Origin of the sequence: Salinicoccus sediminis (assembly GCF_000986795.1) — a bacterium.
Classification (GTDB): Bacteria; Bacillota; Bacilli; order Staphylococcales; family Salinicoccaceae; genus Salinicoccus; species Salinicoccus sediminis.
Genome location: NZ_LAYZ01000003.1, coordinates 21,325 through 40,449, shown reverse-complemented (window position 1 = coordinate 40,449; position 19,125 = coordinate 21,325). Strand labels below are relative to the sequence as shown.

Genomic DNA, 19,125 nt, shown 5'->3' with positions numbered 1-19,125 from the left:
AAGAGGCTGAGCCCTTTATCCATCAGGAAGAAAAGGATGTGTATATATGTATAAGAAGATTCTGCTGCCTTATGATTTTACGAATACGTTCGACAACGTGCCTGACCAGCTGGTAAAACTGACGGAAAACAATGACGAGGCTGTAATCACCGTTCTTAATATTGTTACAGATGGCGAGATGTCCGGTGATGTCAGATTCAATGGTAAATCTTTCAGCGGAATTACCAAAGAAAGAGCCGACAAGCTTAAACCGTTCACGGACAAACTTGATGAACGGGGCTTGAATTATGAAGTGCGCTTCGAGGCAGGTCGTGTAATTACAGAACTGCTGAAAGAGATCAAGGAAAACGAATACGACATCGTCCTGATGAGTAACAGACGTTCGAAAAGAGAAATTAAACATGTGCTTGGCCATGTGACACATAAAATCGCCAAACGGGTGAATACACCTGTAATGATCATCAAATAATAGATTTATGTAATAAAAAAACCCTGTATTGCCCGGGAAAACCGGGCAATACAGGGTTTATTATTTCAGCTGGTCAAGATCTTACCACCAGTTATTCGCTTCACGGAATTGGATGGCTTCTTCAACTGAACCATAACGCTCTTGAGCATAGTTGATCATGCCTTCTGTCTGTTCCTCAACAGAGCCAGTGCCCCATGATTCTTTAGTCTGACCCAGGCCTTGGTAGCCCAGTTCATTGACTGCATTCGGGTCACCGCTTGATTCAGGCATTACGATGTTTTGCCACATAGCTTCTGTACCGCCGGCATTAAGGAATTGTTCCTTAGTGGAGCCGCCGGCTGATTCAGATGACTGGGTATTTTCTGCAGGTGCAGCTGCCTGGACATCTTCAGTTTGCTGTTGTGTGCTCTCGGCAGGCTGTTCTGCTTGTTCCGCATTTTCCTCAGTTACCTGCGGTGCATTTTCCTGCTGCCCAGTGTTCTCGGCAGGCTGTTGAGCCTGTTCTGTATTTTCTTCAGTTACCTGTGGTGCTTCCTGTGTCTGCTCTGTTTCAGCTGCTTCATTCTGTGGCAGTTCAGCATCGTAGCCACCATAGGACCATACATAGTAAGTGCCGTCAGATTCGAAATTATAGTTAACGCCGTCAATCGTGAAGTTGTAGCTGTACTCCCCTTCATGGATCGGCGCATTATTCAATTCGTTTGATTCGGACTGAGCCATCTGTGCAAGCTCGTCTTTATTGATTTCCGATGCTTCTGCATTCTGATCTGCCGCGACACCAGTTACTCCCAAGCCTAATGCCAGTGTCGTAGTTAAGATTGTTTTCTTCATAAACTTTAATTCCTCCAGATAATCTATACTGATCTTGGATGTTTTAACCGTTATAAGCTGTACACTTCATAAGCCTTGTTTTTCAAGACAGTGCCTAATATATCACACATAAATCCTCTGCAGGTTACACTCAAATAATAATGCAATTACATTCACCGGCATGGGCTGTAAAGGTGTGTAATATTGGTAAACTGCTGTATTATTTCTGAAAATTGTTTTAAGTGGCAGATGTATCCATATTTTTGGATTAAGAAAAAACCCGTACGATCCGGGATCCGGATAATACGGGTTTATATCAGCTGGTTAAGATCTTACCACCAGTTATTCGCTTCACGGAATTGGATGGCAGCGTCGACTGAACCATAACGCTCTTTTGCGTAGTTAAGCATACCTTCAGTCTGTTCCTGGACAGAGCCTGTTCCCCATGATTGTTTAGTCTGGCCAAGGCCTTTGTAGCCATTCGGGCTTACAGCGTTCGGGTTACCTGTTGATTCAGGCATAACGATGCTTTGCCACATAGCTTCTGTACCACCGGCATTAAGGAATTGTTCCTTAGTGGAGCCGCCAGTTGATTGTGTGCTTTCTGCAGGTGCAGCTGCCTGTACGTCTTCAGTCTGCTGAGCAGGCGCTTCATAGTTTTCTTCAACCTGTGGCGCTTCTTCAGTCACCTGAGGTGCTTCCTGAGTCTGTTCTTCCTGCTGTACTTCTTCAGTCACCTGTGGCGCTTCTTCTACCTGCTCTGTTTGAGCAGTTTCATTTTGTGGTAGTTCATTACTATAGCCGCCATAAGACCATGTGTAGTAATAGCCATCGGATTCGAAGTTATAGTTAACGCCGTCAACCGTGAAGTTGTAGCTGTACTCCCCTTCATGGATTGGCGCGTTATTCAATTCGCTTGAATTGGACTGAGCCATCTGTGCAAGCTCATCCTTATTGATTTCTGATGCTTCAGCGTTCTGATCTGCTGCGACAGCAGTTACTCCCAAACCTAATGCAAGTGTTGTAGTCAAGACAGTTTTCTTCATAACTTTTACTTCCTCCAGTAATTGTACTTTATATAATAGTTATTGTTTTTTATATCGTGATGTGCAAGAACACGTTTAAGCTTTACTTTTTTCAAGACAGTGAACAATATATCATAAAAAAATACATAGTGTGTTACAGCCTAATAATAAAGAAGTTACAAAACACGGTTACTTATGTAATGTTGAGATATTCCTGTATTATTTCTGTATTATTTCTGAAAATTTTGATATGTGCAGGCTGTTTTGTGTCTTTTATATGTATAAAACCTGAAAATTTGTTAATTTCCGAGAGAGGAATTAAAATTGAAGCTGGTGGAATTGAAACCGGGGTATCAGTATGATGATAGTAAACAGATAGAATGAGGGGATCCTATGGAAATACTGCCGGTCATTGCTGTATTGTTTGTCGGCGTCATTGTCGGTTTCGTCAACATCGTATCAGCCGGCGGCTCGATGCTGACGCTGCCGTTGTTGATATTCTTCGGACTGCCGTCGAATGTTGCAAATGGGACGAACAGAATCGCGATCATGGTCCAGAATGTGTTTGCTCTGTATCAGTTTCAGAAAAAAGGCCACCTGAACTGGCGGCTGGGCCTGCTGCTTGCAATACCGGCAACAATCGCTTCGATATATGGTGCTGAAATTGCAGTCAATATTGCACACGGTACATTCGATACGCTGCTCGCAACATTTATGATCATATTCGTGATATTGCTCATCATCAAACCCCAGCGTTACATAGAAGGCAAAATCAATCCGAAAGTGTCACTGGTGCTGTTGTTTTTGGCATTCATACTCATCGGTATATACGGCGGGGCCCTGCAGGCGGGTGTCGGATTCTTCATCATTCTCACACTGCTGGTACTGGTGCCGAGGATACCGATGGCGGACATGCACGGCATAAAGACTATGGTTGTCACAATCTACATATCCGTTTCGACCTTCGTCTTCATAGCCAATGACCTGGTCAATTGGAAGTTTGCCGCGGCGTTATCCGCAGGTTCTGCCATCGGCGGTTTCATGGGTGGCAAGTACGCGAGTGTTCTGCCTGATAAACTGCTGCAGAGGATTCTGATCATCGCTATCATCTTCTTCGCAGTCCTCCTCTTTATCCGTTAAATATGAAATATGTGGAAGGGCCGGTTTTGCCTAATGCCGGTCCTTTTTTGAGCTGGGCATCTCCATGTTCACAAATGGACGGTCATACCGGAGCATTCCTTTTATCCGTGTAACGTTGACATTGTCTCCACGGAGCCATTTGGCGAAGTCGAAAATGACCGGCGCCCTGTCGGGTCCGATGACAAACCACGCCTTCAGTTCCCCGGGGAGGTATACGGAGGTGTGTATCGTTCCGGCTGCTGCATCGTATTTTTCTGAGAACACACCTTCCGCGGGACTGTTCATCACTTTAAATGCCTGGTAGGCATTCGTGGAACCCTGCTGCCGGGTCTGTATCGTCTGCTCCCTGCGTCTTGTCTCTTCCTGGCGGTAGCGGTTTTCTTCATTGAGTATATGAAAATGATTCGTGCATACATTGGACTGCCTGACTGCAACTTTTCTCGGCGAAGCTTCGACGACGTAGGTTTCTCCACCCGTATCCAGGAGGACATAGCTGAACGAGTGCCGGTGGGGGATGTTTTCCAATAAAGAAATGGCCTCTTTTACGTCTGCACATGTCTCCAGTATGAGCCGGGCAATCATGCTGCACATGAAGCCATCGCCCGCCATCTTGCTGTGGGTGAAGTTATACCCCGTCACCAATCCTTTTTCATTCATGCCATCTATCCGTCCCGTAATCTGCATGGAGGGTGCGATAAAGGCATAGCCCCCATCACTCGGGGCATAGAATACATAACGGCCTTCATACGCCCGCGGATGGCTGTCGTAATTGCGCACCATGTAGTCTGAATCTGTGAAAATGGAACAGCCGCTCCGCTTGAATTCCAGGTAGTATCCGCCAAATGAACGGAATACCTTTTCCATGTCCATATCGAGTGCATCGGCAAGACCGTGAATTTCATCGAGGATGGCGGGAGCGATCTCAGTTATGATTTTCAAATACCTTTCCGGGTCGATCATGAAATGCCTGTCCCTTTTCGGTCCCCATTGTTTTTCACGATTGGGCAGAATCGGGCTGTCCCTCAAGATCTCACCCTGGTAATAACCAAAATCATAATGGGTACCCCTGAACTGAATGATATCACTGTAAAATTGCTTCATTGTATTCTACCTCCATGGTTCATCTTTATAATACTGTAGAAAAACCAGAGGCAGTCCTCATGAATAATGAAGCTGCCCCTGGCTGGAAGTTGTTTCTGATACTATTTTACATCATCGTGGTCATCATGGTTGTCGTTATCTCCGGTGAATTTATCCCCGGATGAGTCCGTGTCTTTTTCTTCTGCTTCATCCACTTCACTGAAATCCGCTTCTTCGCTGTTTGAGAGATTTCCCAGGAAATTTTCCAGGTCGAATCCCGTCATCTGGCCCATGCTCTCCTGCAGTTTTGCCATTGTTCCGGTGACGGTATTCGGCAGTGATTTCAACTGGTCACCGCTGCCGCCGTCCAGGATGCGGATGGATTCAACGTTGCTCATGGAGTCGCTGACGGCCTTGGCGAATTCCGGCATGATTCCGATGAGCTTTTCAAGGATGATGACGTCTTTGTGTTCCGCCATTGCCTTGGCACGGCGTTCGATCGCTTCAGCCTCGGCCAGGCTTTTCTCCCTGATGACTTCCGCTTCCGCTTTACCTTCAGCCATGCGGGCTTCGGCTTTTGCTTCGGCATCTTTGGTCTGGGCGTAGTAATCCGCCTCTGCCTGCTGCCTGCGTACTTCAACCTGCTGTTTCTCGAGTTGAACGTCATTTTCACGTTCCATCTGCCGCAGCTTCAATTCGTTCTGCTTCTCCTGCTCGCGTATTTCCAGACGCTGCCGCTCGACTTCAAGCCGGCGCTCTTCTTCTTCGAGTTCTCCGGCTGCTCTTGCTGCTGCATTCTCCTTCTCGGTCTCAGCGAGGATGCGGGCATCCTTCAGGTCTTTCTCTTTACGGCTGTCGGCAATATTCATTTCCCGTTTATATTGCTCATTTGAGATGGTCTCGTTGTCTTTGGCCTGCTGGATTTCGGTCTCACGTCTATTTTCGGACTCGGCAATTTCTGCTTCTTTCTTCACCCGGGCAATTTGCGGACGTCCCAGGTTTTCCAGGTAATTCTCGTCATCCCTCAAGTCGGACAGACCAAGTGAGGTAATCTTGAAGCCCATCCTGTTCAGCTGATCCTGTGCAATCTCCCGGACCTGTTCGTTGAAACTCTCCCGATCCTTGTTGATCTGCTCCACCGTCATCTTGGAGAGGATTGCACGGAGATTCGAATTCAGGACTTCAGAAATTTCATGTTCAATATCTTTCTGGTCCTTGCCCAGGAACTGTTCGGCATATTTGACGATGCCGTCGAGATCGTCAGCCACTTTTACCGTAGCCACGGCTTCACCGTAAATCCCCACACCTTCAAGCGTGTAGACCTTCGGGGTGGAAATTTGCAGCTGGAATGATTTCAGAGACACCCTCGTGCCGGTCTGGAACAGCTTGAGCCTGTGGCCGCCGCCCCTTATGACCTTCATGTAGCGCCCCTGGTCATCCTTGTAGATGTTCGTCTCCTTCGTCTCATCACCCAGATTCGGGCCCGTGACGATAAGCGCTTCATTGGAAGGAACCGTACGGTATCTGGCTTTCATGAACAAGTACCAGCCGACAGCGGCGATAATGAGCACAGCGATAACGAAGATTATCGCAAGTAAAGTACCTGTAACCTCAAACATATGTAGCCTCCTGTTCATTTTCCTTTTTGCGCAACTGCTTAATGATAAGGATAAAACCTGCCCTCTCCCCAAGTATTCTATAAAAAGAAAGCGACTGCAATGATAAATGCGTAATTTTCTTTATAACTTTACCATCATCTATCATTTCATTCTTTGCAGGATAAAAAGCACTCATGATGCATGAGTGCTTTAAAACGCCAGTTTTTCAATTGGCTACTGCCCGTCGGTCCGCGGCAGCGGATAGAAACCGTTGTAAAGTTGTTTCCAAAGCGGTTCCGGCAGTTCATATCTGTCCTGCCTGTCCGGTTCGAACACGTTCGCAATTTCATCTTCCCGTCCGTCTCTGATCTTGCCGACGAAATTGTAGTCGAGCAGCAGTGCACGGCCCAGCGCGATAAGTTCCAGATTGCCGCCTTCGATGGCCCCGAGCGCTTCATCTGCCGTAAATACCGAGCCGATTCCTATCAGCGGCATGCGCCCTCCGATCCATTCATGGAGCAATTCTATGCGTTCTCTTCCCGCATACGTGCCGTCACGCGTTTTTGAGTGCACATTTCCGAGTGAAGCATGCAGATAATCGAGCGGTTTCCCGGCCAGCCTGGTGATGAGTTCTTTCGTAACTTCCATCTTTATACCGGGCGTTTCCGCCTCTTCCGGTGAAAATCTGTACCCGATGATGAAATCATTTCCGGCATATTCACTTTTTGCTTTTATGACTTCATCCACGACCCTTTCTGCAAACAGGTAGCGGTCCGCGCCCCATTTATCTGTTCGTCTGTTGAAATGCGGGGACACGAACTGATGGATGAGATAATGGTTGGCACCGTGTATTTCAATGCCGTCGAATCCGGCTTCAACCGCTCTTCGTGTTGCCTCGCCGAATGCTTTGACCGTTTCCCCGATTTCCTGGTCCGTTATTTCACGGGCATCATGCGCCTTGTGTTCATCAAAGCTCTGCAGTGTAATCGGGCTCGGTGCGGCAGAATCTCCGCCCGGTGTCAGCCGGGGCAGTGCCTGGGCGCCGCCGTGATGGATCTGGAGTATCGCTTTCGCCCCGTTTCTCTTCATGGCATCAGCGACTTTTTTCAGCCCTTCTATATCTGAATCATGGGCCGCAGACGGCTGGCCCGGGAAAGCTTTGCCCAGGTCAGTGACATTCGAGGCTGCGGAAATTGCCAGGCCGGCATCTTTCGACATCTTTCCCATATAGTCGATTTCCATATCCGATGCCGTGCCATCATCATTTGATGAAACATGGGTCATCGGAGCAAGTACAAATCTATTTTTGAGTTCAGCGCCGTTCGGCAGCTGAACATTTTCAAACAACGGTGCGTATTTTTCATTCATGTTTATCTCTGCCTCCTCTACAGCCACCCTATCACTACATCATAACGATGTGTAATAAAATGCCTATACTGCATAACTGGAGGTTGTACAGGGTAAAAATAAGCAGAAGAAGTTTTCGAATAAATATTCAGGAGGATTTTGAATGAGTGAAGAAAAAGTACTGATTACAGGCGCCGGAACCGGATTCGGCAAAGGCATGGCTTTCAGCCTGGCGGAAAAAGGGAAATCGGTCATTGCAGGAGTGGAAGTCATGTCACAGGTTTCTGATTTGGAAAAGGAAGCGAAAGAACGCGGTGTGACGATGCAGATAGAGAAACTGGATGTTACTGATTCCAAAGACCGGGAAAAGGCATGGGATTGGGATATCGATATACTGGTCAATAACGCAGCGGTAAAAGAAGGCGGTTCGCTTGCCGATATACCTGAGAAGAATCTCCGTCATCAGTTTGAGGTGAACACCTTTGCCCCGATTCTTCTGACACAGGGCTTTGTGAACCGGATGGTAGAGAGACAGAAAGGCAGGATTGTTTTCATATCCTCTGTTTCCGGTTTTATGGCAGACCCGTTTTCCGGCCCCTACGGCGGCTCCAAACATGCGCTGGAAGCCTTTGCGGAATCACTGAGCAAGGAGCTGCAGGAATTCAACATAGAAGTTGCCACCATCAATCCGGGACCTTATCTGACTGGCTTTAATGACCGCGAGTTCGAAACATGGAAGGACTGGCAGGAAAAATCGGATGAAACGATATTTGACTACGAAAAAGCATCCTTCCCTTATGAACAGTTCGATCCGGAAGAAGTTATTGAACCGGCGGTGAAAGTCATACTCGGCGAAACGAAAAATTACAGGAACGTGATACCTGAGAAAATGATTCCGATGGTGAAGGAACGAAGGGAAGAATTGTGGGATAAAAAGACTGATGAAAACCTCGGTCAGAGGCACGAGATGGTACAGAAATCCTACGATATAGAACCGGGCACTTCGGCAGGCAAGTCGTGATAAAACAGGGTTTCACGTAAAACAATAGGCATAGAGCCGGGAGCACTGTTGTGCTCCCGGCTCTGTATTTATATATCTTTATCCTGTTTTTCCATATATGCATTGAAATCCTCAAGGTAGGATTTTTCCGCTTCAGATGCCCTGTCGCTTGTATTCATCGCCCTGTGCCATATCGGATAGATCGGCTCGGGAAGGGTCAGGTCGTTTATCCGGGCGGTCTCTTCATCACTCAGCTGCAGGTTATATGAGGCGACGTTCTCATGCCACTGATCTTTGTTGCGCGCGCCGATGATTATGGAATCGACATTCGGCCTTTCCCGCATCCAGGCGAGCACTACCTGCGGCACCGTGGCATCGTGTCCGGACGCCACATCCTGGAGCAGCTCCACAAGGTCATAGAACAGTTTCTTGTCCTTGATATATGGTTCGGGCCAGCCTTCGCCCTGCCGCGTGCCCGGCTGCGCTTTCTGATTCCGCGTAATCTTGCCGGTCAAAAGCCCTTCCCCGAGCGGTGACCATATCGTATTGCCGATGCCGAGCTCTTTTCCTGCGGGCAGCAATTCGTATTCCGCTTCCCGGGATTCAGGTGTGTAGTAGATCTGATGGGCAACCGGCGGAATCAGGTTGTTTTCCACCGCGAAGGTGTGGGTTTTACCCAGTGCCCATCCACTGTAGTTGGAAACGCCCCAGTAGCGGATTTTCCCTTTTTTGATCAGGTCGTTCATTGCCAGTACCGTTTCTGCAACAGATACCTGGCCGTCCCAGACATGGACGTAATATAAATCGAGGTAATCGGTGCCGAGCCTTTCCAATGTCGCGTCTATGGATGCTTCAATATTGATGCGGGTTGCACCGACATCATTTGGACTCTCGGTAAGCTGGAACCCTGTCTTGCTGGCAATCACCATATCCTTGCGTTTGTCGCGGATGGCCTTGCCGAGCATGATTTCAGCGTCCCCTTTGGCGTAGAGATTTGCAGTGTCAAAATGATTGATGCCGTTATCAAGTGCATGATCGACCAGTGCATCTGCTGTCTCCTGAGCCATGCCTGCTGCTGGCTCAAAGCCATTTGTACCGCTGAACGGTATTGTGCCAAGGGCATATTTGGAAACATTCAGCCCCGAATCACCCAGTAATCTGTAGTCCATCATCATCCCTCCAATATACTTTATCTTCCCCTCTGTCATACATGTGAAACCCCGGTAAAATCGTCATCAGTGTAGAATTCCGGGAAATATGATTCTCTTTAATCCGCACAGATGTTATATTGGATGTTAAAGTTTTTCCAGTGTCCAGTGCATCTGTTGCGGCCGGGCATTAACTATGTGCATTTATAAAATAGGAGTGAATCAAGTGCATATCAATGTACTTTATGAGGATAATCACCTGCTCATCGTTGAGAAACCCGTCAATGTTCCGGTGCAGGGCGACAGTTCAAAAGATGAAGATCTTCTGACCGTTCTGAAGCAGTATATAAAAGAGAAATATAATAAACCGGGTGATGTCTATCTCGGGCTGGTACACCGGCTGGACCGTCCTGTCGGCGGTGCGATGGTTTTTGCAAGGACGTCGAAAGCTGCCTCCCGTCTGTCGGACGAACTGAGGAAGCACCAGATCTACAGAAAATATCTCGCTGTAACGAGAGGGCATCTGCCGAAGGAGAACGGGAGACTGACGGATTATCTGAGGAAAGATCGCAGCAAGAATGTTGTCAGCGTAGTGAAACAGAATGAGAAAGACGCCCAAAAAGCCGTGCTTGATTACGTAGTCCTGAAAAACGATGACAACGGCAGTCTTGTCGAAGTCAATCTTCAGACCGGCCGTTCACATCAGATCAGGGTTCAGCTGGCCAATCAGGGGGCCCCACTCTACGGAGATCAGAAATACGGGCAGCACGTAAACAGGCCCGGACAGCAGATTGCTTTATGGGCGTTCCGTCTGAGCGTCAAACACCCAACCAAAAAGGAAATGATCACTGTCGACTGTCCGCCGCCGGATAAACATCCGTGGTCTGAATTTGCCTGAACCGCATGTAAACTTAAAAGCCCATCCGGAACTTTTTCCGGATGGGCTTTCTGATCAGTTGAACAAACGATACAGGTTGTTGCACGCTTTGGCAGCTGCGATGTCTTTTTCAGTCAGTGCATTTTTGGAATGTGTCGTCCATGAAACGGTGACCGTTGTATAATCGATTGAAATGAAAGGGTGGTGCTGCACGCTTTCGGCATAGGTGCCGATCTTTTCTGCAAAAGAAATGCCATCAAGATATTTAACGAATTTGAACTTCCTGATGACCACCTCATTTTCGACTGACCAGCCATCCATCTTTTCCGCCTGGACTTTCACATCTTCCATAAGTAATCCTCCTCCATAAATGTCCTTTAGTCCTCTCTACCCTGTTTCAAATGCAGTGAATCAGCCGTAATTAGAAATGATGCCGGGCGTTACGTCAGCTATTATAACTCCCGTAATCCCTTTCATGTCAATGGTTTGGGCGGATAACGCATGGCGTTATAATCTGTCGGTATAAAAACGGGGCTGATCCGGATCAGCCCCGTTTCACTAACATATTATTTTTCAAATACTGCATCCACGACTTTTTCTGATGACCTTCCGTCATCCCAGCTGCAGAATCTTTCATGGAATTTCTCATATCGCTCCTTGTATTTCTCGCTGACTTCATCGATATTTTCAATCGTATCCATTACGTCGTCATTATTCATTAGCAGCGGCCCGGGCAGCTCTGTCTCCATATCGATGTAGAAGCCGCGCAACTGTCCCTGGTATTTTTCAATGTCGTAAGTGTAGAACAGTATCGGACGTTTCAGATTGGCATAATCAAAGAATACCGATGAATAGTCTGTGATGAGAATATCGGACATCAGATACAGTTCGCTGACATCACTGTATTTTGATACATCATATGCGAAGCCTTCCAGATCTGTCAGATCGATATTGGAAGCGACGACATAATGCATCCTGAGCAGGATGATGTATTCATCCCCGAATTGCTCTTTCATCCTGTGCAGGTCGAGGTTCAGATCGAATCTGTACTTTCCGACTTTGTAATATTCGTCATCACGCCATGTTGGTGCGTAAAGGATGATTTTCTTGTTGGTCGGCAAGTAGATTCTTCTTTTAAGTCTCTTCATGGTTTCTTCATCATTGCGGTTCGTCAAAATGTCGTTTCTCGGATATCCGGTCTGGAGCATCGTGTTGTTGAACCAGAACGCTCTTCTGAAAATATCAGAGGAATACTGGTTGGGAGCAATCAGATAATCCCATTTATCCGTTTCACGGTTGAAGTTCCTCTTATACCGGGCAGAATTTGTGCCGGGCATATGGACATCAGCCATGTCGCCTGCAAGCCTTTTGAGCGGCGTGCCGTGCCACGTCTGAAGATATGACTGGCCATCCCTTTTGATGTAGCTGTTGGGCATCCTTACGTTGCTGACGACATATTTCGCCCTTGCAAGATAGTAGTAGTACCTGAGTGAGAAGCGTTTTACAGTCTCAGGATTTCCCGGTATCTTGCCAGGATTGTTCATCACCCATACGAATTTATAGTCCTTTTTGTTTTCAAGCATGTACTCATAGATGTATTTAGGGCTGTCGGAATAGGATTTACCCTGGAAACTCTCAAAGACTACGAGGTTGTCTTTGAAATCCATGTTTTTGAACACACGTTTATAAAGCAGTTCCTTGCGTCCTTTTCTGGAAGTGAATCCTTTTTTGATATCCCTCAGAAGATGGTTGAAGTTGCTCAGTTTCCGGAAGATGTTTTTCCGGTTCGACTGTATCGCTTTTACGTCATTTTTCAGGATGAAGTCTTTGTTTTCCAGTCGTTCCGGATCAATTTTCTTTATACTTTCCACAAGGCCTTCAAAGTATTGATCGATGGTGGAATCGTCCTTGAATTCGGGCACCAGCCGCTTCCTGTAGAAGTTGAGGAGTTTGTCATCCAGATATTTCCGGGCTTCCTCACTGAGTTCCTCTGTCCTCAGCTGGTTATAGATGCCTAAGAGATCGGGTGTCAGCTGTTCCAGGGGAGACTGTCTGAGAGACGGATTGTTGATTGGATCATTCCTTCTCCTTCTGAAGTAGATTGCTTCGTAGGAATAGGGTATCATTTCAATCTCTTCCATCAGCGGAATCATGAAAGTCAAATCCGAATATGTCTTGAATTCTTCGGAAAACCGGAGGTTCATGCGATCGATGACTGCTTTTGAAATCAGGAAGTTGATGGCTGAATTTGTCCGGAGCAGATTGTATCTTCTCGTTGAATACATCTTTATCTTGTTCGTACCCGGCAGTATGATGACAGAACTTGAACTGAAGTCCGTCGATTTCATCCTGCCGCGGATCATTGGGAATTCACCTATGTTATCACTCAGGAGCTGCAGCATGTTCTCGGATATATAATCGTCACTGTCCAGGAAATATATATAGTCTCCTTTTGCTTCTTCGATCCCGATATTGCGCGCAGCGCCCACGTTCAAATCCGCAGGTGTATCGATGAATCTGTATCTGTCATCATCCAGGTATGCATCATCAATCACTTTTTTCAATGAGTCTGTATCTGAATGGAGGACCAGTACTTCAAAATTTGTGTATGCCTGTTTCCTCAATGATTCCAAGGCAGTATTGATATACTCCTCATTTTTTTCTGCCGGCGTGATTACAGAAATCAAATTATTCATTGCTGTTGCTCCTTTCTTCTTTTTCCAGCAGCTTACCTGCGAGCGAGAACCATAAATTCTGATAGTTTTCCCTGCTGAATTTCGTCTGCATTGTCCTGCCTGCTTCACTGCCCATACTCTTTGTTTCTTCAGGGTTCTTAAGCATATGGATGATTCTTTCTGATAAGGCTTCTATGTCCCCTTTTTCTATGAGGAACCCATTTGTCCCGTCCTCAATCATATCAGAAGGACCATATCTTATGTCATAACTGACGACCGGAGTGTTATTCGCCATGCTTTCCATGACGGAAAGGGAGAAGCCTTCAGCGTTGGAGGTTACGACGGATAACGCAGCGCCCTGGTATACTTTTTCAGGGTTCTGGGTATACCCTTTTATCAATACATTATCCCCGAGCCCAAGTGATTCTATCAAGTCGGCATATTCTTCCTTTTTATCCCCGGAGCCCCAGATTTCCAATCTGGCTTCCGGCACTTCACTGACGACATTTTTGAATGCCCTGATGGTATGGTCTATGTTTTTGACACTTGAGAATCTTGATACGATTGAAACTTTGGACATGTCCCTTTCACTTTGGCCGCTGTAGTGTTTTACATTGGCAACAAAAGATCTTACACCTCTGATTTTCGGGACATTCACTTCATAATAGTTCGGGATGACAAACACTTTATCCTCATGGCCGAAACGGTTCACGATGTCATTCTTCTGTTTTTCTGTCAGGACGATGAGCGCATCGACATTTCCTATATTCTCCACCGCATATCTGTTCCGTTTATTCAGCTCGGAATCAGGATCATCCGGGTTCCTCAGATGATTGCTGTGAGGGCGAAGTGCTCTTTTTGCGAGTGGATTATCCAGTTTGACGAGCAGCTCATCGGTGGTGCGTGTATCCGAAATGGCCACTACCCGGGAATCCGCTTCGTTTATGACACTGTTCAACCAGTGCAGTTTATGGGGCACGGCATCGCCGGTCGTTTCACTGAGCACTTCCTTATTCGAACCGAAATGGGTAATCCGGCTGGTTTTTCCGGTGGAGGGTTCATGCCAGAAATTCAGGAAGGCCGCCCCTGATTTATCAAAGAATACTTCCTGTCTGACCTTGTTCTCTTCAAAGCTGAAATACTGCACTCTGCTTACATGTCCGTAATAGTTGTGGTTCTCCCGTCGCACCCTGTACCGGTTTTCATTGAAGTAGTCTGTGAAATCGAGAGTGCCATCATCCCGGAGCGCGATGTATTTTTCATATATGCCGTTGTTATAAAGTCTGTAGGCATTGTAGTTCTTTCTCTGGGTTACGGCATATTCCCCCGCATAATCGGAAAGGTCTATTTTCATTTTGCGGACATTGATCTTATCCCGTCTCCCGTATAAAGCTAAATCCTCAAACATGTTACGTATGATTACTTTATTGCTGACTTTACCCATCTCCTTGAGTTTTTGACAGATGACGGGGAAGCGTGGTTCATAGCTGAATGTCAGTATCTGGGTATCATAGCCTGCATCAGCAAAAGTGCTTGCCTGCCTTAAGGATGCATGTGTGAGTCCGCCCTTGTTGACACCTATGGAGTTAAGTAGAAAAATAATCCTGGGTTTCATAAAACCATCCTTGTCTTAGCCTCATTCATTTGAGGATTATACTATATTATATTACTTTAAGTATATACTAAAAGAAAAACGATAAACGTACAGGTCGATAAAAACCTGGGAAAGGGCGAATACATGATTAATGAGTCGGACAGGATCTATTTGAAACGCTGTGTGGAACTGGCTGAGGAGGCGCTTGAAAAGGGCAACGCCCCCTTCGGCTCGCTGCTCTTATCCAGTGACGGTGAAGTTCTCTTTGAAGATCATAACCGAAACGCCGGAGGTGACGATACACGACATCCGGAATTCGAGATTGCCAGGTGGGCGGCTTCGAATCTGAGTGAAGAGGAACGGCGTGCTGCAACGGTCTACACTTCGGGGGAGCACTGCCCGATGTGCGCCTCCGCCCACGGGCTCGCGTCTCTTGGCCGCATAGTATATGCCAGCTCATCAGAACAGCTGAAGCACTGGCATGAGGATCTGGGTGTCGCGGCCGGAAATCTCCGGGGCCTCTCCATCCCTGAGGTGATACGCGGCGTGGAAGTTGACGGCCCCGATGAAGAACTGTCGGAAGCGGTCCGGAAATTGCAGTACACTTATCAGAAATCATAGAGACAGAAAAAGAGGTCCCGATTTTGGGACCTCTTTCACTTTCTCAGCAATATGAGGGGGATCATCATCAAAGCGCCGGCACCTGCCGCCAGCGCGTAGCCATACGGCTTTTTTTGGCCTTCTGCATGATCGTTTTCCTGTTCATCCATTTCACGTTCGGGATTCCGCACCCGTTCGGTCTGGGGTTTGATGTGCTCCTCTTCATCTTTCTGGGTGCCCATGCCCTTCAGTATCTGAAGGAGGACATTGGCGCCTTCCACCACTTCCGGATCCTTCAATGCGCCGATGAGGCCGGCATATCCCGCCTTCTCATTCCCGTGCTCGTATTCAGCCGCTTTTGAAACTCCGGTATTGATCTTCAGTACGAGCGGTTCAAGCTCAGTCATATTCACCGTCCCGAGCAGCTGGAACAAAAGAAGTGCATTCTTGATGGACTGGGGCGTTTCGGAATCATCGAGTGCGGTCACTATCCGGTGTACGATCCTGTCCCCCTGTCCGAGACCGCTGCTCATCATATCCAGCAATTCGCGGTCCTTCATCTTGTCCGCTATCGACAGGATATCCCCCAGGACTTCCTTATGATTCGTCAAAAGCTGCTCCAGCTCCCGGAGTTCACATTCGTGCCGCACTTCGGGATCGGTTTCCATCTTATGGATCACTTTCGTCGCTTTGGCCATTATTTATCCCCCCTTCTCGCCTTGACGATGTCTCCCGGGAAGATATAGTCGCGGCGCGCCCATTTCTCTTCCACGTTTACACCGATCTGCGGCTGCGGATTGCCGTAACGGTGGTTGGTTTTTGGAAGCGGGCTTTTTCCTTTTGGCTCCAGCACTTCCATCTTCACAGAGACTTCTTTGTATGCAGGCGTGTCCGTATCTTTATCCGAATGGGAGCTTGTCAGGTGGTTGATCGCCCCTTCGCCGGCTGTGTTCATCGGCAGATACAGCTGTTTGCCGAATACGCGGTCTGTGACGATGCAGCTCACTTTGACACTGCCGTAAGGGGAGGTCAGTCGGACTTTGGTCCCGTCTTCGAGTTTGCGCTCCGCGGCAAGCTGTGGCGATACTTCAAGGAATACTTCAGGTGTCTTCCCTGTGATGGCTTCCGATTTGTATGTCATGTTCCCTTCGTGGAAATGTTCCAGAATCCTGCCGTTGTTGACGTGCAGATCATACTGATCTTCGAATTCGAGCGGTTTCGTCCACTCGACCGGCCAGAGCCGCGCTTTGCCTTCAGGCAGCGGGAATTCCTTTTCGAACAGAAGCGGCGTATCCGTACCGTCTTCAGCGACCGGCCACTGCAGGCTGTCATATCCTTCAAGACGGTCATAGCTTACCCCTGCGAAAAGCGGTGTCAGGGAAGCCGCTTCATCCATGATTTCACCCGGATGGCTGTAGTCCCATCCTGCTCCCATGCGGTTGGCGATCTCCTGTATGATCTGCCAGTCCGGTTTGGATTCACCGAGCGGATCCATCACCTTATAAAGGCGCTGGAATCTTCTTTCCGTATTTACGAATGTGCCGTCCTTTTCCAGGCTCGGGCTGGCAGGCAGTACCACATCGGCGTACTGGCATGTCTTAGAGAAGAAGATGTCCTGCACGACGAAGAATTTCAGCTTTTCAAACGCAGACTGGACATAGTTGATATTGGAGTCTACGATGCCCATGTCCTCGCCTTTCAGATACAGCATCTCGAGGTTGCCCTCGTGGATGGCCTCGACCATTTCATGGTTGTTCAGCCCCGGCTCTGTCGGTATTTCCGCGCCCCAGTTCTCTTCAAAGCGTGCGCGCACGTCATCATCCGTCACGAACTGATAGCCCGGGAAACGGTCGGGCATGCTGCCGAAGTCACTCGCCCCCTGCACGTTGTTGTGTCCGCGGAGCGGGTATGCGCCGGCGCCCGGCTTCATATAGTTCCCGGTCACCAGCAGCAGGTTGGAGATTGCGGTACTCGCATCACTGCCGCCGCCGTGCTGTGTGATCCCCATCGCCCACAGGATGGATGTCGTCTTTGCTTCATGTATCGATGTCGCGATTTCAATCAGTTCTTCTTTTGTCATTCCTGTAACGTCAGAAGCATACTCCAGTGTGTATTTGTCCAGGCTCGCCATGTACTCATCGACGTCGTTCACATGGTCGCGGAGGAATGCTTTATCATCCCAGCCCTGGTCGATGATGTATTTTGTCACGGCTGACAGCCATACCAGATCGCTCCCCGGTGCAGGTCTGACGAAGAGGTCCGCACGGCCTGCCAGTTCATTTTCACGCAGGTCGGCGACGATGACTTTCTGTCCGTGAAGTTTCTGCGCACGCTTCACACGCGTCGCAAGCACCGGATGGGATTCTGCGGTGTTGGACCCGACGGAAATGACGAGTTCCGCCTGTGCGATATCACCGATGCCGCCGGAGTCCCCGCCGTACCCCACGGTGCGCCAAAGTCCCATTGTTGCCGGGGACTGGCAGTATCTTGAACAGTTGTCGATGTTGTTGGTTCCGATGACACCTCTTGCAAGTTTCTGCATCAGGTAGGATTCTTCATTCGTACATTTAGAAGATGAGATGAAAGCGAGTGAGTCCGGTCCTTTTTCCCTCCGGTTTTCCTTGAATTTCTTTTCGATGAGATAGAGGGCTTCTTCCCATTCCGCCTCCCGGAATTCATCACCTTCGCGGATCAGCGGCTTTGTCAGACGTTCCTCGCTGTTTACGAAGTCCCAGCCGAACTTGCCTTTGACGCAGGTGGAAATCCCGTTTGCCGGGGCCTCTTCCTGCGGTTCGATCTTCAGGATCTCACGGTCTTTCGTCCATACATCGAATGAACAGCCGACACCGCAGTATGTGCAGACGGTTTTCGTCTTTTTGATCCGTTCTTCGCGCATTGTCGCTTCGACATCCGAGACGGCCATGAGCGAGCCGTATCCCGTTTCGATATCCTTTGTAATATCGACCATCGGGCGGAATGTCTCTTCAGCCATTCCGGTCAGGAAACCGGCCTCCCCTTCCATGCCGACTTCCATCATCGCGTTACACGGGCACACTGTGGAGCAATGACCGCAGTTCACACATGATGATTCATCTATCGTAGTATCGTTATCCCAGATGACGCGCGGCCGTTCAAGTGTCCAGTCAATCAGGAGGGTCTCATTCACCTGGAGGTCCTGGCATGCCTCGACGCACCGCCCGCACAGGATACACTGGTCAGGGTCATAGCGGTAGAATGCATTCCGCTGCACTTCATGGTCCTTTCCTGTGTGCGGCGTATCCTGGTGGCTGATCCTCATCTCTTTCACCGTGTTATGTATTTCACAGTTTCCGTTGTTGAAATCGCACACCGTACAATAGAGTTCGTGATTGCCTAAAATACGGTCCATGGCGATGAGCTGCGCTTCGTGGATATCATCCCCGACAGTCTCCACCACATCCCCTTCATTTATGGTAGTGGAACAGGAACGGACGTATTCACCGTTGACCTTGACGATACATGCATCACATGTTTCAAGGGCACCGAGGCTTTCGTGGTAGCAAAGGTGCGGCGGCTCTGTCCCATTCTCCTTCAGATGACTCAAAAGCATAACGTCATTCTGAACGCTCTGCTTTGTTCCGTTCAGCGTAATTTCAAGATGGTCATTCATGTCTATATCTCCTTTCCCGAGTCTTTATCTTTCATGTTTCCCCTTTTGCATCCGTTTAAATCATCAATATCAGATTATTCAGAGATTAAGTGAGAATAATAAAGGAAACGGAC

16 protein-coding genes are annotated in these 19,125 nt (G+C 48.1%); 5 read left to right on the top strand and 11 right to left on the bottom strand.

Translation table 11 applies throughout. The annotated features are described in order from the left end of the window. Window positions 1-46 precede the first annotated feature (46 nt). Window positions 47-469 (top strand): universal stress protein, encoded by a 423-nt coding sequence (locus tag WN59_RS06355; RefSeq protein WP_046514541.1) that lies wholly within the window; start codon window positions 47-49, stop codon window positions 467-469. An 81-nt stretch (window positions 470-550) separates the two neighbouring features. On the opposite strand, the gene WN59_RS06350 is transcribed toward WN59_RS06355, so the two are convergent. Both WN59_RS06350 and WN59_RS06345 read right to left on the bottom strand, forming a co-directional pair. Beyond that, complete coding sequence (locus tag WN59_RS06350) at window positions 551-1,300, bottom strand: aggregation-promoting factor C-terminal-like domain-containing protein (RefSeq protein ID WP_046514538.1); 750 nt, start codon at window positions 1,298-1,300, stop codon at window positions 551-553. 311 nt (window positions 1,301-1,611) lie between these two features. Beyond that, the gene (locus WN59_RS06345) at window positions 1,612-2,325 is read right to left on the bottom strand and encodes an aggregation-promoting factor C-terminal-like domain-containing protein (RefSeq protein ID WP_046514534.1); all 714 of its coding nucleotides are present in this window, start codon (window positions 2,323-2,325) and stop codon (window positions 1,612-1,614) included. A 372-nt stretch (window positions 2,326-2,697) separates the two neighbouring features. Between WN59_RS06345 and WN59_RS06340 the strand changes: the two genes are divergently transcribed. After that, on the top strand, window positions 2,698-3,444 hold the full coding sequence (locus WN59_RS06340) for a sulfite exporter TauE/SafE family protein (RefSeq protein ID WP_046514530.1): 747 nt from the start codon (window positions 2,698-2,700) through the stop codon (window positions 3,442-3,444). A gap of 30 nt (window positions 3,445-3,474) precedes the next feature. Here WN59_RS06340 and WN59_RS06335 read toward each other — a convergent pair whose 3' ends face one another. The 3 genes from WN59_RS06335 to WN59_RS06325 all read right to left on the bottom strand — a co-directional run bounded on the left by WN59_RS06335 (window position 3,475) and on the right by WN59_RS06325 (window position 7,490). Next, complete coding sequence (locus WN59_RS06335) at window positions 3,475-4,545, bottom strand: C45 family autoproteolytic acyltransferase/hydolase (RefSeq protein WP_046514525.1); 1,071 nt, start codon at window positions 4,543-4,545, stop codon at window positions 3,475-3,477. A gap of 101 nt (window positions 4,546-4,646) precedes the next feature. Next, a complete protein-coding gene (locus tag WN59_RS06330; RefSeq protein WP_046514521.1) occupies window positions 4,647-6,143 on the bottom strand; it encodes a flotillin family protein in 1,497 nt (498 codons plus the stop codon). A gap of 213 nt (window positions 6,144-6,356) precedes the next feature. Then, window positions 6,357-7,490 (bottom strand): NADH-dependent flavin oxidoreductase, encoded by a 1,134-nt coding sequence (locus WN59_RS06325; protein ID WP_046514517.1) that lies wholly within the window; start codon window positions 7,488-7,490, stop codon window positions 6,357-6,359. A 142-nt stretch (window positions 7,491-7,632) separates the two neighbouring features. Here WN59_RS06325 and WN59_RS06320 point away from each other — a divergent pair, with 142 nt between their 5' ends. Beyond that, window positions 7,633-8,490, top strand: coding sequence for an SDR family oxidoreductase (locus tag WN59_RS06320; RefSeq protein WP_046514515.1), 858 nt, complete (start codon window positions 7,633-7,635; stop codon window positions 8,488-8,490). 68 nt (window positions 8,491-8,558) lie between these two features. On the opposite strand, the gene WN59_RS06315 is transcribed toward WN59_RS06320, so the two are convergent. Beyond that, window positions 8,559-9,638, bottom strand: coding sequence for an aldo/keto reductase (locus tag WN59_RS06315; RefSeq protein ID WP_046514512.1), 1,080 nt, complete (start codon window positions 9,636-9,638; stop codon window positions 8,559-8,561). Window positions 9,639-9,843: 205 nt separating this feature from the next. Between WN59_RS06315 and WN59_RS06310 the strand changes: the two genes are divergently transcribed. Further along, window positions 9,844-10,515 (top strand): RluA family pseudouridine synthase, encoded by a 672-nt coding sequence (locus WN59_RS06310; protein ID WP_082099207.1) that lies wholly within the window; start codon window positions 9,844-9,846, stop codon window positions 10,513-10,515. 54 nt (window positions 10,516-10,569) lie between these two features. Here the strand turns inward: WN59_RS06310 and WN59_RS06305 are convergent, their stop codons facing one another. The 3 genes from WN59_RS06305 to WN59_RS06295 form a co-directional block, all read right to left on the bottom strand. After that, entirely contained in the window at window positions 10,570-10,845 is a 276-nt protein-coding gene (locus WN59_RS06305) for a 4a-hydroxytetrahydrobiopterin dehydratase (RefSeq protein WP_046514506.1), read from the bottom strand. Window positions 10,846-11,060: 215 nt separating this feature from the next. Continuing rightward, complete coding sequence (locus WN59_RS06300; RefSeq protein ID WP_046514502.1) at window positions 11,061-13,190, bottom strand: bifunctional glycosyltransferase/CDP-glycerol:glycerophosphate glycerophosphotransferase; 2,130 nt, start codon at window positions 13,188-13,190, stop codon at window positions 11,061-11,063. Continuing rightward, complete coding sequence (locus WN59_RS06295) at window positions 13,183-14,784, bottom strand: glycosyltransferase (RefSeq protein ID WP_046514498.1); 1,602 nt, start codon at window positions 14,782-14,784, stop codon at window positions 13,183-13,185. Before WN59_RS06295 ends, WN59_RS06300 begins: the two co-directional genes overlap by 8 nt. A gap of 123 nt (window positions 14,785-14,907) precedes the next feature. On the opposite strand from WN59_RS06295, the gene WN59_RS06290 reads away from it, so the two are divergent. Beyond that, window positions 14,908-15,384 carry a nucleoside deaminase gene (locus tag WN59_RS06290; RefSeq protein ID WP_046514495.1) on the top strand — a complete coding sequence of 159 codons (477 nt, stop codon included), beginning with the start codon at window positions 14,908-14,910 and terminating at the stop codon, window positions 15,382-15,384. 35 nt (window positions 15,385-15,419) lie between these two features. On the opposite strand, the gene WN59_RS06285 is transcribed toward WN59_RS06290, so the two are convergent. Together WN59_RS06285 and fdhF are read right to left on the bottom strand one after the other, a co-directional pair. After that, entirely contained in the window at window positions 15,420-16,061 is a 642-nt protein-coding gene (locus WN59_RS06285; protein WP_052747313.1) for a DUF1641 domain-containing protein, read from the bottom strand. After that, on the bottom strand, window positions 16,061-19,012 hold the full coding sequence (gene fdhF / locus WN59_RS06280) for a formate dehydrogenase subunit alpha (RefSeq protein WP_046514491.1): 2,952 nt from the start codon (window positions 19,010-19,012) through the stop codon (window positions 16,061-16,063). Before fdhF ends, WN59_RS06285 begins: the two co-directional genes overlap by 1 nt. Window positions 19,013-19,125 lie beyond the last annotated feature (113 nt).

Coding starts and splice junctions, on each gene's coding strand:
- WN59_RS06295 (WP_046514498.1), bottom strand. CDS start 14,784: ATGAAACCCAGGATTATTTTTCTACTTAACTCCATAGGTGTCAACAAG.
- WN59_RS06350 (WP_046514538.1), bottom strand. CDS start 1,300: ATGAAGAAAACAATCTTAACTACGACACTGGCATTAGGCTTGGGAGTA.
- WN59_RS06340 (WP_046514530.1), top strand. CDS start 2,698: ATGGAAATACTGCCGGTCATTGCTGTATTGTTTGTCGGCGTCATTGTC.
- fdhF (WP_046514491.1), bottom strand. CDS start 19,012: ATGAATGACCATCTTGAAATTACGCTGAACGGAACAAAGCAGAGCGTT.
- WN59_RS06335 (WP_046514525.1), bottom strand. CDS start 4,545: ATGAAGCAATTTTACAGTGATATCATTCAGTTCAGGGGTACCCATTAT.
- WN59_RS06305 (WP_046514506.1), bottom strand. CDS start 10,845: ATGGAAGATGTGAAAGTCCAGGCGGAAAAGATGGATGGCTGGTCAGTC.
- WN59_RS06355 (WP_046514541.1), top strand. CDS start 47: ATGTATAAGAAGATTCTGCTGCCTTATGATTTTACGAATACGTTCGAC.
- WN59_RS06315 (WP_046514512.1), bottom strand. CDS start 9,638: ATGGACTACAGATTACTGGGTGATTCGGGGCTGAATGTTTCCAAATAT.
- WN59_RS06290 (WP_046514495.1), top strand. CDS start 14,908: ATGATTAATGAGTCGGACAGGATCTATTTGAAACGCTGTGTGGAACTG.
- WN59_RS06345 (WP_046514534.1), bottom strand. CDS start 2,325: ATGAAGAAAACTGTCTTGACTACAACACTTGCATTAGGTTTGGGAGTA.
- WN59_RS06325 (WP_046514517.1), bottom strand. CDS start 7,490: ATGAATGAAAAATACGCACCGTTGTTTGAAAATGTTCAGCTGCCGAAC.
- WN59_RS06330 (WP_046514521.1), bottom strand. CDS start 6,143: ATGTTTGAGGTTACAGGTACTTTACTTGCGATAATCTTCGTTATCGCT.
- WN59_RS06285 (WP_052747313.1), bottom strand. CDS start 16,061: ATGGCCAAAGCGACGAAAGTGATCCATAAGATGGAAACCGATCCCGAA.
- WN59_RS06300 (WP_046514502.1), bottom strand. CDS start 13,190: ATGAATAATTTGATTTCTGTAATCACGCCGGCAGAAAAAAATGAGGAG.
- WN59_RS06320 (WP_046514515.1), top strand. CDS start 7,633: ATGAGTGAAGAAAAAGTACTGATTACAGGCGCCGGAACCGGATTCGGC.